Below are 16,039 nucleotides of genomic sequence, written 5' to 3'. Positions count from 1 at the left end.
ACTTTCTGGGGGCTTTGCTACCAACCCCCTTATGCCAGCAAATGCAAGGAGAAGCCTCAGCTCTCCTCTGCGGGGATGGCCTTGACCAGCTACTCCACCCCCTCGATCCGGTCTTCCACTTCCTGATACAGCTCCTGCAGGCGCTCGATGTTGTCCTGAGAAGTTTGCCAGTAGCCACGCCCGTGCACCTCCAGCAGGGTGCCGACGATGCGCCGGAAGGAGTGGGGGTTGAGGTTCATGAGGCGCTGCCGCATTGCCTCGTCCTTGATAAAGGTCTCGTTGGCCTCCTCATAGATCCAGTTGTCCACCGCACCTGCCGTGGCCGACCAGCCAGAGGTGTTCACCAGCCGCTTGGCAATCTCCCGCACCCCTTCATAGCCGTGCTTGAGCATGCCCTCATACCACTTGGGGTTGAGGAGCTTGGTGCGAGCGTCCAGGCGAATGGTCTCGCTCAGGGTGCGGATCTGGGCATTGGGCGTGGTGGTATCGGCAATGTAGGCTGAGGGAGCCTTGCCGTCGGGGCGCAGGCTCTGCACCAGTTTGGTGGGATCCGCATCAAAGTAGTGGCTGACGTCTGTTAGGCTGATCTCCGACGAATCCAGGTTTTGGAAGGTTACCTCCACCGTCTTCAGGCTGGCCTCAAAAAGCTGCCGCATCTGCTGGTTGGGCAAATTGGAGCCGAAGGCAAAGGACTTGCGGGATAGGTACATCTCCCGCAGCTCGCTTTCGTCCTCCCAAGAGCTGTTTTCCACTGCCAGGCTGATGTTGGCCGAGTAGGAGCCAGAAGCGTTGGAAAAGACCCGCGTTGCCGCCTGCTCCAGAGTCAGCCCCAATTCTTCTGCCTGCTGTAGGGCATGCTTGCGCACAAAGTTCAGCTCCAGCGGCTCATCGGCCAGGGCTGCTAGCTTCACTGCCCGGTCGAGAAGGGCCATTTGGTTGACAAAGAGATCCCGGAATACCCCGGAACAGTTCACCACCACGTCAATGCGGGGCCGCCCCAGCTCCTCCAGGGGGATGAGCTCCACTTTGTTGACCCGCCCCAGGGCATCTGGCTTAGGACGCACCCCCAGCAGGCAGAGCACCTGCGCCAGCGACTCGCCGTAGGTCTTGATGTTGTCCGTGCCCCAGAGCACCACTGAGATGGTCTCCGGGTACCTGCCGCCGTTGGCGCTCAGCTCCCGCGCCAGCAGCCGTTCCACCACAATCTCCGCCGACTTGATGGCCGCTGCCGTGGGGATGGACTGGGGATCCAAAGCATGGATGTTGCGCCCAGTTGGCAAGACGTTGGGGTTGCGGATGGGATCCCCTCCCGGGCCCGGCGGGATGTACTCCCCTTCCAAGGCCCGCAGCAGCGATCCCAGCTCATAATCTGCCGTAATTTGCTTGAGGCACTCCTCCAGAAACTCAAACAAAGGCTTGAGCAGGTCTGGATCCACCTGCGGGTAGCCCGCCTCCTTCAGGGCCACCAGCCAGGGCGCCTGCCGTCCCATGTTGAAGAAGTTGAGCTTGGCCACGCGCGAGACCCGCCCCTGGGCGTCGGTCTGTTCCCGCACGAGCGCGGCCACTGCTTTATGGCAGGCCTTGTTGATGCGATCCAGCAGCTCTGCATCCGCCAGGTGCCCCCGATCCCGGTTGCGGTAGATTTCGTCGATATCCCGCCCCAGGCTCTGGGCAATGATGCGGGGTAGGCCGAGGATCCCTTCTTCTGGCCGGTCAATGCTGGCAATGCTTACCAAGGTGGCAATCGCCTCTTCTGCTGTGGGGGGCGCCCCAATCACATGCAGCCCACAGGGCAACAGCCGCGACTCAATCTCCATCAGCTTGGCGTAGAGCTTGCCCACCACCGTGTCCCGTTCCTCTAGGGTGAGCTGGGCAGCGTCCACCGTCGGCAGCTCCACGTCTTTGTCTAGGTTGACTAGCCGCGCCTTGTCGCAGATGGCGTTGACAATGGCAATGCCCCGCGCCCCCTCCCGCAGGGTTTGGTAAGAGCCAATCAGCTCCCGCAGCTCCTGCAGCCCCTTGTAGAGGCCAGCGTTTTCTGCTGGCGGTGTCAGGTAGCTGATGGTGCAGGCATAGCCCCGCCGCTTGGCGATGGTGGCCTCGCTGGGGTTGTTGGCAGCGTAGTAGTAAAGGTTGGGCAGGGATCCAATCAGGTTATCCGGGTAGCACTCGCTGGACATGCCAATCTGCTTGCCCGGCATGAACTCGAGAGACCCGTGGGTGCCAAAGTGGATGACCACGTCGGCTTTCCAAACCTTTTCCAGGTAGGTGTAGTAGGCGGCAAAGCCGTGGTGGGGACTGGCCGACCTGGAAAAAAGTAGCCGCATGGGATCCCCTTCGTAGCCAAAGGTGGGCTGCACCCCGATGAACACGTTGCCAAAGTGCTTGCCGTAAATCAGTAGATTTTGCCCATCGGTGTTCAGGTGCCCTGGAGCTGGACCCCAGTATTTCTCAATGGCTTTGACGTAGGGGGTCAGGGCCTCGTACTCCCGCACCGACAGCTTGGCCGCTACATTCAGCTCCGGGCTAGCGTACTGAGCTTGGGGATCGTGGAGGATAGACTCCATCAGCTCCTGGGGGGTTTTGGGCAGCTCTGGCCCCAGGTCGTAGCCATTGTGGGCCAGCGCCTGCATCACCCGGTGGATGGAGGCAAACACATCCAGGTAGGCGGCTGTTCCCACATTGCCTTTGTCGGGCGGAAAGCTGAAAACGGTGATGGCAATTTTCTTCTCTATCTTGGGCTTGCGCCGCAGATTGGCCCATTTAATAGCCCGCGCTGCAATCAGCTCAATCCGATCCTGCATTGCGTGAGCTTTGCCGGTGACGGCGTCCCGCCCCGAGAGAATGATTGGCTCGATGGCCCCGTCCAGCTCAGGAATGGCAACTTGCAGCGCCACCTGCACGGGGTGCAAGCCCAAGTCACTGTTGGCCCATTCCTCGGTGGATTGAAACACCAAGGGCAGGGCCACCATATAGGGGCGATTTAGCCGCTTGAGCGTCTCCACTGCCTTGGGGTGATCCTGCCGCGCTGGCCCGCCCACCAGAGCAAACCCGGTTAGCGACACCACTACATCCACAATGGGCGCCGTCTTCTGCTCGTTCCAGAAAAACTCGTTCACTGGCTTGGAGAAGTCCAAGCCGCCGGCAAACACCGGCACCACTCGCGCCCCGCGCGACTCCAGCTCTTGCACCATGGCGACGTAGTGGGCATCGTCCCCCGTCACCAGGTGGGTGCGCTGCAGCACCAGCCCCACGCAGGGGGCCAAGGGATCCTTCACGTCTTCCGGCAGGTCCTCGCGGGCATTGTACCAGTCCCAGTACTCCGCCAGGCTGGCAAACATTTGCGGCGCCAGCGGGTGCCAGATACCCATCTCCAAGTAGGTAACCGGCTCAGCAAAGGAGAGCTGCCCCCGCATCCCTGGCAGGTAGCGATCCGCCAGCATGAGCAAAAAGTTCTCCAGATTCTCCCGGGATCCGCCCAGCCAGTACTGGAAGCTGAGCATGAAGTTACGGGCATCCTGCGCCTTGTCGAAGGGCAAGTACTTCAACACCTTGGGCAGGGTCTGCAGCAGCTTCAGCATCCCCTCTTGGAAGCTGGATCCTTGCTGGCGCTTGCGCATGAACTGGGCAATGGCGCTCTTGGACTGCCCTAGCTGCGCCATGGAAAAGGATCCCAGCTTATTAAGGCGCATCACCTCCGGCATGGAGGGGAAGACCACCACCGCATCCAGCCGCTCCCGCAGGGGCTCCACCGCCTGCACTACTTTCTGGGCAATGTCTTCGATAAAGATTAGGGATCCAATAAAGACATTGGCCGTCTCCAGATCCCGCTGGAAAGCCTCATACCCCGAGGGATCCCGCAGCTCCTCCACCAAGTACCCCGACAGCTCCACCGCCAGCTTAGGGTTGTGGGCATTGATGCGCTGCACCGCCGCCGTCAGGGCGCTCTGATACTGCGGCTCCAACACCACGTACACCACCTTCATCAAGCGGCGATCCCCCACCTCAGCAGGGGCAACGTGGCGGGTGATGGGCTTAACCAGAGTAAACATGCGGTCGCTCTCCGTCCGGTGATGCAAACAGCCTACGGGTAAGCATTATCCCTTATGACCTGTTTCCCGTTCTACCCGAGAAACGGATCCCTGCTGGGGGCACGGAGGCAAGGCTGTAACAATTCGAAATAACCTTTGAGCCTCTGTAAGGGCAGAGGGATCTGATCACTCTGTGGGAGCCTTTCACGTTACCCTTAGCAAGGGAGCAGCGCAGTACGTTGTCTACGTTAAGGCTGCAGAGGATTGTTGAAGCAGAAGAGGATCGGCTAGGGTGAGTGAAGCGGAGTTAGCAGAACTTGTTTTGACTAAGCTTAAAGAAGCTGGGTTCGTAGTAACAGATGAAGGTAAGCTACGCCCTTCTGTCCTTGGTAAGGAGAGCTTGCGGCGGGTACACAGGCCTGCTCTTCAGTTAGAAATCGCTAACCGGCAAGATTGGCTTCGCCAATATCTTCCTAAATACCTCACCTTCTTCGCAGATGGTAACGAGATTATACCTGAGCGCATTGATCCGGTTTTAGTTGAGGTTACCAAACAGCAGCACCATGACCTCTTTCGCATAGCTCGGCTACTCTGGTCTATCCCGTTCTCCAAGGGATATGGGCGCCGCTCCCGGTTTCTAATCATAGACAAAGCTAATGACAAGCTGATCGGTCTGTTAGCTCTGCAGTCCCCGCCTCTTAGTTTTCCAGCTCGCGATCGTCTGTTTTGCTACCCCCCTAGCAAAAAAACGGAGATGGTTAACCAGACAATGGATATTCAAACTTTGGGTGCTGTGCCACCATATAACCGTCTCCTAGGTGGAAAACTGGTAGCGTTGGCAGCAGCGTCAAATGAGGTTCGACAAGCCTACTGGCACAAATACCTGGGTCGTGTAACTGAAATCGAACAGCGCATCCTAAAACCTCACCTAGTTGCACTTACAACCACAAGTGCTTTTGGAAGAAGTAGCCTGTATAACCGCCTGAGTTACAAAGGAATTCTTATAGCTAAGTCTATTGGCTATACCGAAGGATACGGAGCTTTTCACCTAGCGGAACTTTACCCACTATTCCGAGAGTTTTTAGAAAACCAAGGCATTTCGACTCGCGGTGGCTTTGGTAGTGGGCCAAGGCGGAAATGGCAAATAATAGTGAAAGCCCTCAGACGGCTAGGTCTTTCAGATCAGCTCCTCTACCATGGCATAAAGCGGGAAGTGTTTCTGTTTCGCCTGGTGGACAATCTGGAAGCATACATGGAAGGCCGTGACACTGAACCAATCTATCGCAATTTGCCATTCTCGGAACTGGTCGCCTGGTGGCGGGAGCGCTGGCTGCTGCCGCGAGCAGGGCGAGTGGATGGATGGCGGGCTTGGCGCAAAGAGGAAATCAAGAATATACTTCTGATGGAACAGAATAAGGCCACAGAGTAAAGATGGAGTAATTTGTAATGGAATCTGGAGAGCGTCCCTTTGGTGAACTTCCTGCTGCTTTAGTTGATGAGGCTCTCAAACGCACAGCGGATCTTGGTCAGAAACTGCTGGATAATTTTGAGCAAGTACGCACTCGTCGCGAGGAATGGCGAGAGGGCCTCAAGAGAGCAGGCTTGCTTCATCGCGATGCCGAGGTTCCCTATACGTCTGTTCCAACAACCTGCGGTGTAGATGGTTCCTATGCTGTTGAGCGATTGTTAGCCAGCGACCTGATTGCAGCAGCTGCTGTGGCTGTCGAAGGCTTGACGCCACCTTCAGAAACGCGCTACTGGCCCGAACCTCGCCACCGAATTTGGATAGAGACGGAGGCGCACGAAGCCGAAACGGGCACCATCCTGCGTGCTCTGATGATCGGTATGGAGTTAGAACTGGCAGCACAAGCGCCGCACGAGGTTGTCTTTATAGATGGCTCTCTCACGACCCCTCTCATTTACTTTAATCAGGCGCTGAACAAGAGTCAGGATGCTTTACATTTGCATACGACGGCCCGCTTTCTTGGGGGCGTGCTCTCGTTCCTGGAAGCCTACCGAACAGTATTGGCCTCAGCTCGAAGCGACCGTTGCTGGGTAGCGATACCCAAATATACGACAAGACGGGAAATTGGACAGAAAATGGGCTGGCCTGATACCCACGACGATCGCGGACTTCTAAGTTTTGTGCTGGAGCCGGGTGAATACACAGGCCCTATGGTTCTCCAACAGCCTTCTCAACCCTGGCACTTGAATCTGGCTCCACTCGCATCTAATCTCAAGCAAGAAGCAGAGGGCGTAACAAGGGAGATTGTTGCTCTACTGGGTGAAATCCGGGTCGTTTATTATCGTCCTTATCCCTGGCTTCCCGCTCTTCGAGTGGAGATGAACCCGACGGTATCTGAAAATCAGGCGCGCCTGGCCACAGTGCTCCATGGCATTCGTCATCAATGCGGTACACCGGCGGTCATGGAGCCCTATCCCCTCTACATGGCGGATCGTATGGTCAAGCACTTGCCCAAGGCCATCCCTACGTTTCGGCAGGTTACCAGCCAGCATATCGCTGAGACGTATTTGGGGGACATTAGTGAGGTTTTTCTAGGCCTGCATGGTTATCGCACCGAGTCAGGAGTCTGATCCTATGCCAACGAATAATCTTGATCAGCTTGTGGATGCAGCGGAACGGATTGGCGTGGTGGGGTCACCATCCTCTACCAGTGAATTGGCGCTGGACATCTTGGCCGGAGCCGTCAGCAAGAAGCTTGTGGGGGAACTGGCCCTGTTTCGCTATTACCAGGATGGGCTTTCTCATTATGCTTTGGGACAGATTACTGAGGTGAAACTGCGCAATGTCTGGCACGAAGACCCCACCATGCGCAGCCTGATTCGTCAGCGTGGGCGGGTGGATACAGTCAGCGAACGCCAGGATACCCATACAGGGGAGATGACGATCAGCGCCGTCTTCTCTGCTGAATCCAATGGCTACCGTCCCAGTATCTTGGGCACTGTCCCGGCTACAGGCACGCCCATTCATCTTGTCAATGATGCCGTTTTGTCCGAATTGCTCTCGCCCTATCGTGACCAGCTTTTCTACCTGGGGCATGTCTATGGCTCAAAACCGCTTTTGCCCCTTTGGTTCAAACATTTCGACACTGGTCCCCAGGGTGCTGGCGAAGCCTACCATCTGGGCATTTTTGGCAAAACCGGTTCTGGAAAGTCGGTGCTGGCTAAGATGATCCTGCTGGCCTATGCCCGCTATCCCGGGATGGCACTCCTGGTCATTGATCCGCAGGGTGAATTTGCTAAAGAGGCGAGAGGTGAGGCAGTTCCAGGCGCATTCCAGTTGCGAATGAAAGAAGTCCTGGACAGGCTTGGAAAGCCGACCAATGTGTATAGCGTGAGGAATTTGGTGCTGGACCAGTGGAACTTGTTTGAACAGATCCTCTTGGAGTCAGGATTCTTTCAGCGGCTTGGCGTTAAAGCAGTCGAAAACCAGCGTCAGGCCGCAGAGGCCATAAGTGAGCAGTTGCAGAAAGACGGTGTACATCTTGCCAAGTTACACAAACGTGAGAGTTTCGATAAAGCGTGGGGATATTTGCAGGAAGAGCGTATTCAGGTGCGATTTTATGGTTCGAAGGAGGCTAGGGAACGAGTCCGTCAGCAGATGGCTGGTGCCAATCAGAATGACCTATATCAGACAATTTGGCTTCCTGTTACGCAACTGTTTCGTGAAGATCGATCAGGAGCACAGAAAGTAGAGCAGCTGTTGGCCAGCCTGTTTAACTCTGATCGAAATCAGCGGCCTCTCGTCGTGATAGACTTGTCTATAGAACAGGCAACTCAAACTGCTGCGAGTTGGAATACGCTCCCCCTTTTTGGTGGAGATCAATCCCAGCCGCAAAGTACTCCCTTGTTCTGGAATGAGACGATACAAGCGCTGGTGATCAAACGGCTATTGGAAGGTACTCGCACAGCGGCAGAATATGCCTATCGGCAAAGCCAAGGTCTCAACACACTGGTGCTGATAGATGAAGCTCACCGCCTTGCACCCCGTGAAGAACCTGAGAGTGAAGAGAAGAAAGCTGTACGGGGCATCTTGATTGATGCGGCACGCACCACTCGTAAGTACGGAGTAGGCTGGCTATTCATTAGCCAGACCCTCTCTAGCCTGCACCGAGAGATTTTGGAGCAGCTGCGCATCCTTTTCTTTGGCTTCGGCTTAGGTATGGGAGCTGAATTCAAGACATTGAGTGAGCTAGTAGGTGGGCGTAGCAAAGCCCTTGATCTCTATCAGCTATTCCGTGACCCACACTCGTCCTTTGAAACTGAAAGCCGAGAGTACTCATTTATGACCATTGGCCCAGTTTCTCCTCTCTCGTTTGCGGGTACACCGTTGTTCTTCAACGCTTTTAGCAATGCCGACGAGTTTTTAAGGGCCAACTTTAGTAGTCTTAACAAATGAATAAGCTGTAAAGAGCACGATGAAGTTAAGGGGATCCATCAACTACCTCCAAGTACACTAAGAAACCCAGCCCCCGGAAACGTGACTGCCTGATTCTAGAAGCAGTGACAGCGAGGCAGCCTGGCAAGCCACGGGGGCTATGCTAGGCCGGGAGGTTAGTCTTGAAGCTGAGATGCGCGCTCACTACCTGCAACATGTGCCGTTTGAGGGTCTTGGCTACATAGAGTCTTGGCTTAGAGCCAAGGGATACCCTGTAACAGGCACAAAGTTTTTTGAATCGACGAGATTGCCGAGCCTGGATGAATTTGACATGCTCATCGTCATGGGTGGCCCTATGAGTGCCAATGACGAAAGCACGTTTCCTTGGCTGGGCCAGGAGAAAGAGTTCATCCGCAATGCTATCGAGGCTGGCAAGTCTATTTTGGGCATCTGTCTGGGGGCGCAACTGATTGCCAGCGCAATGGGGGCTCGGGTGTTTCCCAATCCTGTCAAGGAAATAGGCTGGTGGCCGGTGCAAGGGATCCAACCGGCTAACGAGCTGTCCTTTCGCTTCCCGCCTTCGATCGAGGTTTTTCACTGGCACGGGGAAACTTTCGAGCTGCCGCCCGGTGCAATTCACCTTGCCAAAAGCGAAGGCTGTGAGAATCAGGCCTTTCAGCTTGGACGCTCAGTGATCGGCCTCCAGTTTCACTTGGAAACCACGCCAGAACTGGTGCAAGGGCTTGTCTCCAACTGCCGCGACGAACTATTGCCATCTACCTATGTGCAGTCAGAGGCAGAAATCCTCTCAGCCTCCCCTGAGAAGTACCAAGCCATAAACCGTCTAATGGGCGAGGTCCTCTCCTTTCTCTGTCGTTGCAATCCCTAGCCCAGTGCCACGCTCTAGAGGGCAGCTAGTTTGTAAGATGCGGATCCGAAGGCCAAAGTTGCCAAGGAACTAGACGTGGGCCATCAAGTTCTAGGGCTGGGGATCGCAGGTCGGTCGGCTGCACGGCTGCTGCGAGCGCAAGGAAAAGAGGTTTGGGTCTGGGACGAGCAGGACTCGGAGATCTTGCGGCAACGGCAGGCGGATCTGGAACGAGAGGGGATCTCTGTCCAGCTGGGCCAGCCTTTTCAACTGCTGCCAGGGGTGGAGCAAGTGGTGGTTAGCCCCGGCATTGCCTGGGATCACCCGCTGCTGCAAGAGGCACGTCGGCAAGGGATCGAGGTGTTGGGAGAGGCAGAGCTGGCCTGGCAGTTCCTAGAGCATCTGCCTTGGGTGGGGATCACGGGCACCAACGGCAAAAGCACCACCACGGCCCTGGTGGCGGAGATGTTCAAGGCGGCGGGGCTAGAAGGGATCCCTTGCGGCAACATTGGCTTGCCCCTGTCCCAAGTGGCTCTGGAGATCTGGCAAGGGCAGCGTCGACCAGATTGGATCGTGGCAGAGCTGAGCAGCTACCAACTGGAGGCCAGCAGCCACCTGATGAAGAGCTCCCCTGGCAGCCCACCTCGCATTGGAGTGTGGACAACTTTCACCCCAGATCACCTAGAGCGGCACGGCACGCTGGAGCGCTATGCCAGCTTTAAGGCGCGGCTACTGGAGCGGGCCCAGTGGCGGGTGGTCAACGGTGAGGACCCCTACCTCTTTCGCCGGCGGCGAGACTGGGAAAAGACCTACTGGGTCTCGCTGCAAGATCCGCAGGCGGATGTCTTCCTGCGAGGGAGCACGCTTTACATCCAGGGGGAAGCGGTGGCGGAGCTGGAGGACTTTGCCGAGCGCTGCCCTGGCTCGCACAACTTGCAGAACTTGCTCTTGGCAGCAGCGGCTGCTCATCTAGCCGGGATCCCCAACGCTGCCGTTCAAGCCGCCATCCGCTCTTTTGCCGGCATGCCCCATCGGCTGGAACGGGTGGCCCAAATCCAGGTGGGATCTACCCCCATCCGCTTTGTCAACGACAGCAAGGCCACCAACTACGAGGCCGGCTGGGTAGCGCTCAACGCCCTCTCCCCGCCCATTATCCTCATTGCCGGTGGAAGGGCCAAACAGGGGGATCCCTCGGCCTGGCTGCGGCTTATTCAGGCCAAGGTGGCCCGCGTGTTGCTCATTGGGGAGGCTGCTCCTAAGCTGGCCAAGGCTCTTCAGGAAATCCGCTATACTGACGTCGAGATCCTGCCGACCCTAGATATGGCGGTGGAAAGGGCCTTTGCAGCTGCCTGCTCCCTAGCGCAAGCCCTGGCCAATCCAGCTCAGCCCATCACCGTTTTACTGTCGCCCGCTTGTGCCAGCTTCGACCAGTACCCCAGCTTCGAGCACCGTGGCCACCACTTTCGAGCCTGCTGCCAAGCCCTGGTGGGATTCCTGGAACGCTGAAGCGCGCTGGCTGCGTTGGCTGACGCTGGTCTGGCTGGGGATAGGGCTGGCGGTATTGTTTTCGGCCTCCTACCCGGTGGCGCAGCAGACTACCGGCGATGGCCTCTACTTTTTTAAGCGCCAGTTGCTTTGGGCGGGGCTGGGGCTGGCCTGCTTCACCCTCTTGGTGCGTATCCCCTTGCAGCGCTGGTTTCCCTGGGCCGGGATCCTCTGCCTGCTGGGCATTGGCTTGGTCTGGGCTACCCAGGTGCCGGGGCTAGGGGTTTCCCGCCTGGATGCCAGTCGCTGGCTGGATTTGAAGGTGATCCCTGTCATCCAGCCTTCGGAACTGCTCAAGCCCCTGCTGGTGCTCCAGGGAGCTTGGGTGTTTGGCCGTTGGTTCGAGCATCCCCGCTGGTTTCGTAGAGTCTGGGTTGGGCTCTTTGCTTTGGGGCTGCTGGGGATCCTCACCCAGCCCAACTTGGGCACCACGGCCATCTGCAGTCTTACTCTCTGGGTTATGGCCTGGACGGCTGGGGTCCCCCTCTTCGCCCTTTTGGCTACGGCAGGCCTGGGGACGCTAGCAGCAGTGGTGAGCATCCTCAGCAAAGACTACCAACGGCGGCGCATCCTGGCTTTTTTGGATCCCTGGGGCAATGCCCGAGGAGATGGCTACCAGTTGGTGCAAAGCCTCTTGGCTATTGGCTCAGGGGGGTGGTGGGGCAAAGGCTACGGTCTTTCTCAACAAAAGCTGTTCTACTTGCCCATCCAGTACACGGACTTCATCTTTGCGGTCTATGCGGAGGAGTTTGGCCTAGTGGGATCCCTCTTCTTCCTGGTGCTGTTGGGCTCCTATACCTGGGTGAGCTTGCGAGTCATGTGGCGCTGCCCAGATCTGCCCACTCGTCTAGTGGCCTGTGGCTGCCTGATGTTCCTGGTGGGCCAGGCCTTGCTCAACATCGGCGTGGTGAGCGGGATGCTGCCAACTACAGGGGTGCCCCTGCCTCTAGTGAGCTACGGGGGTAGCTCGATTCTCTCGGCGCTGATCATGGCGGGACTGCTGGTGCGCGCTGCCCGCGAGGTCGGCTGACCATTTTACTCGGCAGCCAGTAGATAGAGACTTTTGGGTTCAGATGGGATCAATCGGTACGGATCTGCTTGGTTAAGCTCTCGACAGAGGCGAGCAAAAGACTGGAGACCTTCAAGGCGCTCGGTGAGCTCGCTGAGGGTATCTAGGTATTCGGCTAAAGCAGCTTGGGAAAGGTACCAAGACTTGTCCAGCTCCTGGAAATAGGTCATCTGAAACTCGACGGAAAGATTCTTTTCTCTGAGAAAGACCTGCTCTGGCGTAAGCCCTCGATCAAACGGGGAAAGACGAGCAATGCGCTGGATGCGTTCGCTAGAGATGCGGCCAGCGAAGCCAGAAGCCTTGTACGTATAGGCCGTCCGGAGCTGAGGCCGATCTGCTGGCAAGAGAGCTGCACACCACCTTTCGCTCAGTTCCCGGAAACGAGGGACCTCGAAGTTTAGGACATCAACAGCATCTTGAAGGTACCCATGTTTAAGCAGAAGCTGGGATTCCGCCGCTAGGGAAACTGCCCAACCTTTGAGAGCAATATCGCTGAGCAATAGGCAGTGGGCCTGGCGCTCAACAGGGATCTGATGGGCTTGGTCAGAGAAAAAATTCGGATATTTCCTGTCCTTCCTCGATGCTGTTCTCGAGGTTAAGTAGCCACGACCTCAGCTCCTTATCACCTCTCGTAGAGGCTTTAATGAGGTTATAGCAGTCTTTAAAAAGAGAGCTGACCATCCACCGCCTGGTACTGGGATCTACATCCGACGCTTCAGAAGAGTTAGCTCCCCAGGCACATTGAGCATAAAAGAGTGCAATAGCAGAAAGAGGAACGATGCAAGGCGGCTCTGGAAGAGCCAGAATCTCCTGAATTTCCTCCCTCAGCTCCTCGATCCTTTGCTCTAGAGGGTTGTCGGTTTGATTCCGCATGTCAACCCTGTTGAGCAAGAAGACCATCAAACTGGTTTGACCTCTGAGAAACTCTACGACATCCTTTAGCTCTCTCAAGAGAGTTTCCCGTCCTTGCTAATCTGCCTGAGAGTAATCCAGTGCAACAAAGCTAAAGCACTTGCTGACATGCTCTTGGATAATCCTAAGGCTTGTTCTATCTTGAATTGAGTTTAGGCCAGGCAAGTCATAAATCTCGACCTGTAAGCCCTCAGGCAGGCCTAACAGAAAAGGATTTCTGACCGGCAGCAGCGGACACTCAACGTCTACCTGAGGGATGCCCACCTCCGCTTCATCCCTCTTCTTCCTCTTCTTTCGCCGCTCTTGGTGGTAGGCTTCCATCGTCAGCTTGAGCCGGCTGTAGATTTCTTCGTCCCTCAGGTCTTCCCACGTGCCGCATTCCCAGGTAGCTCCTTCGGTATTGTGGATAACTAGCCTGCTCCGCTCGCTGTGCCTAATCCGCAGGACCCGGCACTCATCTCCTGGGCCTCAATAGGCGCGATTTTCCGGCCAATGAGGGCGTTCACAATGGTGGATTTACCCGAAGAGGTGGTGCCAATGGTGGCAATCCGGAAGGAGGGCTTCTGTAGGCGGGCAACGGCCTCTTCGTAGACAACCCGAAAGGCCTGCAGCTTTTCCAGCAGCACAGAGCTGCTAATGACGTCGTGGTATTCGCTGAGGATCCCGGCAGTGAGGTTGCCGAGGGTGAACAGTGACTCTCTTGCGATCCGCAGGGCTACCGAGGGATCCGTAGAATCAAGCCTGTGATGCGCTCCTTCAGATAGAGTTGAAGATGACATGCCGACAGCTCTCAAGCCGCTTCGCCGGCATTATAGTCCTTTCGCTAGTACCGTGGTTCGTTTTCTTCGCATTTTTCAGCGTCCTTCTTGCCAGCAATGCTGATTTAGTAGCATAAGGAAATGGCTCTAAAATGTACATAGCCGCCGGCAGTTCTGGGGTCAACAAGAGGTAGTTTGCGAATGATGGATGGCTCTTTGCAATCTTTCTTCGCCTCTGCCAGCCAGGTGGGGCTGGGAGTAGCGGTCTTCCTGGCGCTGCTCACTCTGCTGGCCTGGATACGCAACTGGCCTTGGAAGTTTTCGCTAGTGGGCTACACGGCCTTTACCTTGGTCCTAACGGCAGGCTGTTTTGCTCTGAGCCTAGGGCCCATTTTCCGCTCCCGCATCCCCGGGGCTGCTCCCTACACCACTGTCTATGACCAAGGGGCGGAGCGGGCGGTCATTGCCGTTAGCCCAGATATCACCCCGGAGCAACTGATCCTTACGCTGAAGCAGGCAGCTAGCGATCTGGCCTCCTCTGGTCGTTTCTCTACCGGCTCGCCGGTATTTACCCTGCAAGCCCGCACTGTCATCCACCCCGAGCCGGGAGTCTCCGAGCCCTTACTTTTGGGCACGCTGCAACAGCCTTTGGGGAAACGCCTGCGCACCCCGGAAGAACAACAGCAGCAGCAAATCCACCTGGAGGAAGAGGCCTTTGCTCGGCTGCGTAGGTTAGCCCAAGTTCAGGAGGCCGCCCCGCCCTCTGAGGGGACTTTGCAAGAGCCTCCCTTGGCCCAATCCTGAGCCCTCAGCCAGCGGCGCAGATCTTGCTCTACTTGCTCAGGGATCTCCCAGGGAAAGAGGTGGGCCACGTTGGGATAGACAATGCAGGTGCACTGAGGGAGAAGGCGGGCCGTGGCTAGGCTGCTGGCAACAGTGATGTGGCAATCCTGCTCCGCAGCCAGAATCAAAACCGGCAGGTGCAGGCGGTGCAGCTCTCCCTCGCGGTTGTAGCCCTGTCGAAGGGCAGCGCGTAGGGCCTGGCGAGCCTGAGGAGAGGTATGCAGGTAGGCCGGCAAAGCTGCCTGGGCCAGGTAGCGATAGGTTCTCGGGGTATGTCTCTGGACTAGGTAGCGGTAGAGAGAGCGGCGGCCAAAGGTGTTGATGTTCCAACTCCAGCCGGGCCAAAGCCAGTTGAGCAGCGAAGCAATGCCGGTGTTGAGCTGATCCCAAAAATCGGTAGGGGGATGGTTGCTGCGGGGACAGGCAGCGCTGGCTACTAGGATCAAGCCTTTGACCCGCTGGGGTAGGCGCAAAGCCAACTCTAGGGCTAGGATCCCGCCCAGCGACCAGCCCAGCAGCAGACACTCCCGCCAGCCCAGGCGATCCAGCAGCTCCTGCAAGTCCTCCAGGTGGGCCGACATCTCAAAGGGATCCCGTACCTGCGAATGCCCATAGCCGCGCAGATCTGGGGCTACGCAGGGGTGCATCCCAGCCACCGCCTCGGCAAAAACTTCCATGCAGTCGGCATTGCCGGGATGGCCGTGGAGCAGCAAGATGGGCAGGGAAGGGATCCCTTCTCCCCAGGCCCGGTAGTAAAGCTGTAGGCCCATAGCTTAGGCGCTGGCCACCTTTTTTGGCGTCGGCTGCAGCTTCACCCCATTGGGAATGCAGATCAGGTTCTGATCCAGGATCTGCACAAACCCCTTCGAGCGCAGGGATCCCAGCAGGCGGGTTACCGTCACGCGGGTAGCGCCAATGGCATCCCCAATCTGGGCGTGGGTTAGAGTCCAGGGGAGGTACATCCCCTGGTCGCAGGGCTGGCCGTACTCCTCGATCAACAGGCTTAGAAACCCCCTGAGGCGGTCAATGGCTCGACGCTGGCCCAGGTTGCCTAGCCAGAGCAACTTGCGCTGGAGTTGCTGGCGGAAGTTTTCCTGAATCTTCTGGTGGAGATAGGGCCACTGTTCTAAATCCTTCCAGTAAAACCACATCACCGTGGTGCGATCGACGTGGGTACAGGCTTTTAGCTCAAAGCGCTCTGGGTGGCTCACCTCAAAGGGCACGCCAGGTGTGATAAACCCAACAAAAACTTCCCGCCGCTCTGGCGTTTGGCAGACCAGGCGCACCACCCCCTCCTGGGGAATGTACACCAGTCCCGGACGGGTGGGGATGCGCACATCTTTGGGAAAGGTGCGAGAGCGGTAGTGCTCCTCAGCCCACTGGCAGAGTTCTCGCCACTCCTGAGCTTCTGTTGCCGATGCAATGGAAACTAGGGACATGGGATAGACTTCCTGTCGATTGAGCAACTTTGGGGGCTATATGGGCTCTTCCCTCCACCAAAGACGCCATTGGCAGCCCCCACAAGAGGAAGAAGACGAGCTTTACCTTAGCTTCATAATGACCCTCAAGATTTACTGAACGACACCGTACCTCTACGGATATTGTTCGTAAGAC

13 protein-coding genes are annotated in these 16,039 nt (G+C 57.0%); 7 read left to right on the top strand and 6 right to left on the bottom strand.

The window, feature by feature from the left end:
• Positions 1-89: 89 nt before the first annotated feature.
• Entirely contained in the window at positions 90-4,052 is a 3,963-nt protein-coding gene (locus tag NW814_RS02240) for a magnesium chelatase subunit H (RefSeq protein ID WP_414405051.1), read from the bottom strand.
• A gap of 271 nt (positions 4,053-4,323) precedes the next feature.
• On the opposite strand from NW814_RS02240, the gene NW814_RS02235 reads away from it, so the two are divergent.
• The 6 genes from NW814_RS02235 to NW814_RS02210 all read left to right on the top strand — a co-directional run bounded on the left by NW814_RS02235 (position 4,324) and on the right by NW814_RS02210 (position 11,873).
• A complete protein-coding gene (locus NW814_RS02235) occupies positions 4,324-5,460 on the top strand; it encodes a Druantia anti-phage system protein DruA (protein WP_414405050.1) in 1,137 nt (378 codons plus the stop codon).
• 17 nt (positions 5,461-5,477) lie between these two features.
• Positions 5,478-6,626, top strand: a complete 1,149-nt coding sequence (locus tag NW814_RS02230) for a DNA double-strand break repair nuclease NurA (protein ID WP_414405049.1) — start codon at positions 5,478-5,480, stop codon at positions 6,624-6,626.
• On the top strand, positions 6,598-8,451 hold the full coding sequence (locus NW814_RS02225; RefSeq protein ID WP_414405048.1) for an ATP-binding protein: 1,854 nt from the start codon (positions 6,598-6,600) through the stop codon (positions 8,449-8,451). Before NW814_RS02230 ends, NW814_RS02225 begins: the two co-directional genes overlap by 29 nt.
• 139 nt (positions 8,452-8,590) lie before the next feature.
• Positions 8,591-9,319 carry a type 1 glutamine amidotransferase gene (locus NW814_RS02220; protein ID WP_414405047.1) on the top strand — a complete coding sequence of 243 codons (729 nt, stop codon included), beginning with the start codon at positions 8,591-8,593 and terminating at the stop codon, positions 9,317-9,319.
• A 75-nt stretch (positions 9,320-9,394) separates the two neighbouring features.
• On the top strand, positions 9,395-10,804 hold the full coding sequence (gene murD / locus NW814_RS02215) for a UDP-N-acetylmuramoyl-L-alanine--D-glutamate ligase (protein ID WP_414405046.1): 1,410 nt from the start codon (positions 9,395-9,397) through the stop codon (positions 10,802-10,804).
• A complete protein-coding gene (locus NW814_RS02210; RefSeq protein WP_414405045.1) occupies positions 10,749-11,873 on the top strand; it encodes an FtsW/RodA/SpoVE family cell cycle protein in 1,125 nt (374 codons plus the stop codon). The genes murD and NW814_RS02210 overlap by 56 nt, the downstream gene beginning before the upstream one ends.
• Positions 11,874-11,878: 5 nt before the next feature.
• On the opposite strand, the gene NW814_RS02205 is transcribed toward NW814_RS02210, so the two are convergent.
• From NW814_RS02205 to NW814_RS02195, 3 genes are all read right to left on the bottom strand, one after another.
• Entirely contained in the window at positions 11,879-12,256 is a 378-nt protein-coding gene (locus NW814_RS02205) for a hypothetical protein (RefSeq protein ID WP_414405044.1), read from the bottom strand.
• 199 nt (positions 12,257-12,455) lie between these two features.
• Positions 12,456-12,863, bottom strand: a complete 408-nt coding sequence (locus NW814_RS02200; protein WP_414405043.1) for a hypothetical protein — start codon at positions 12,861-12,863, stop codon at positions 12,456-12,458.
• 371 nt (positions 12,864-13,234) lie between these two features.
• A complete protein-coding gene (locus tag NW814_RS02195) occupies positions 13,235-13,603 on the bottom strand; it encodes a dynamin family protein (RefSeq protein WP_414405042.1) in 369 nt (122 codons plus the stop codon).
• Between the two features lie 183 nt (positions 13,604-13,786).
• Here NW814_RS02195 and NW814_RS02190 point away from each other — a divergent pair, with 183 nt between their 5' ends.
• Entirely contained in the window at positions 13,787-14,386 is a 600-nt protein-coding gene (locus tag NW814_RS02190; protein ID WP_414405041.1) for a Ycf51 family protein, read from the top strand.
• Here the strand turns inward: NW814_RS02190 and NW814_RS02185 are convergent.
• Positions 14,326-15,195: an alpha/beta fold hydrolase gene (locus NW814_RS02185; protein ID WP_414405040.1), complete on the bottom strand. Its 870-nt coding sequence runs from the start codon at positions 15,193-15,195 to the stop codon at positions 14,326-14,328. The genes NW814_RS02190 and NW814_RS02185 overlap by 61 nt on opposite strands.
• Before the next feature lie 3 nt (positions 15,196-15,198).
• Positions 15,199-15,864, bottom strand: a complete 666-nt coding sequence (locus tag NW814_RS02180; RefSeq protein ID WP_414405039.1) for a Crp/Fnr family transcriptional regulator — start codon at positions 15,862-15,864, stop codon at positions 15,199-15,201.
• Positions 15,865-16,039: the final 175 nt, after the last annotated feature.

This window comes from Synechococcus sp. R65.1, assembly GCF_047461755.1.
Taxonomy (GTDB): Bacteria; Cyanobacteriota; Cyanobacteriia; order Thermostichales; family Thermostichaceae; genus Thermostichus.
The sequence above is the reverse complement of the archived record's forward strand: the minus strand, read 5'-3'. Positions and strand labels throughout refer to the sequence as shown.

What these genes read in the sequence shown, in the direction of transcription:
- NW814_RS02240 (WP_414405051.1), bottom strand. Translation starts at nt 4,052, where the DNA reads ATGTTTACTCTGGTTAAGCCCATCACCCGCCACGTTGCCCCTGCTGAG.
- NW814_RS02230 (WP_414405049.1), top strand. Translation starts at nt 5,478, where the DNA reads ATGGAATCTGGAGAGCGTCCCTTTGGTGAACTTCCTGCTGCTTTAGTT.
- NW814_RS02225 (WP_414405048.1), top strand. Translation starts at nt 6,598, where the DNA reads ATGGTTATCGCACCGAGTCAGGAGTCTGATCCTATGCCAACGAATAAT.
- NW814_RS02220 (WP_414405047.1), top strand. Translation starts at nt 8,591, where the DNA reads ATGCTAGGCCGGGAGGTTAGTCTTGAAGCTGAGATGCGCGCTCACTAC.
- NW814_RS02195 (WP_414405042.1), bottom strand. Translation starts at nt 13,603, where the DNA reads ATGTCATCTTCAACTCTATCTGAAGGAGCGCATCACAGGCTTGATTCT.
- NW814_RS02190 (WP_414405041.1), top strand. Translation starts at nt 13,787, where the DNA reads ATGGATGGCTCTTTGCAATCTTTCTTCGCCTCTGCCAGCCAGGTGGGG.
- NW814_RS02185 (WP_414405040.1), bottom strand. Translation starts at nt 15,195, where the DNA reads ATGGGCCTACAGCTTTACTACCGGGCCTGGGGAGAAGGGATCCCTTCC.
- NW814_RS02180 (WP_414405039.1), bottom strand. Translation starts at nt 15,864, where the DNA reads ATGTCCCTAGTTTCCATTGCATCGGCAACAGAAGCTCAGGAGTGGCGA.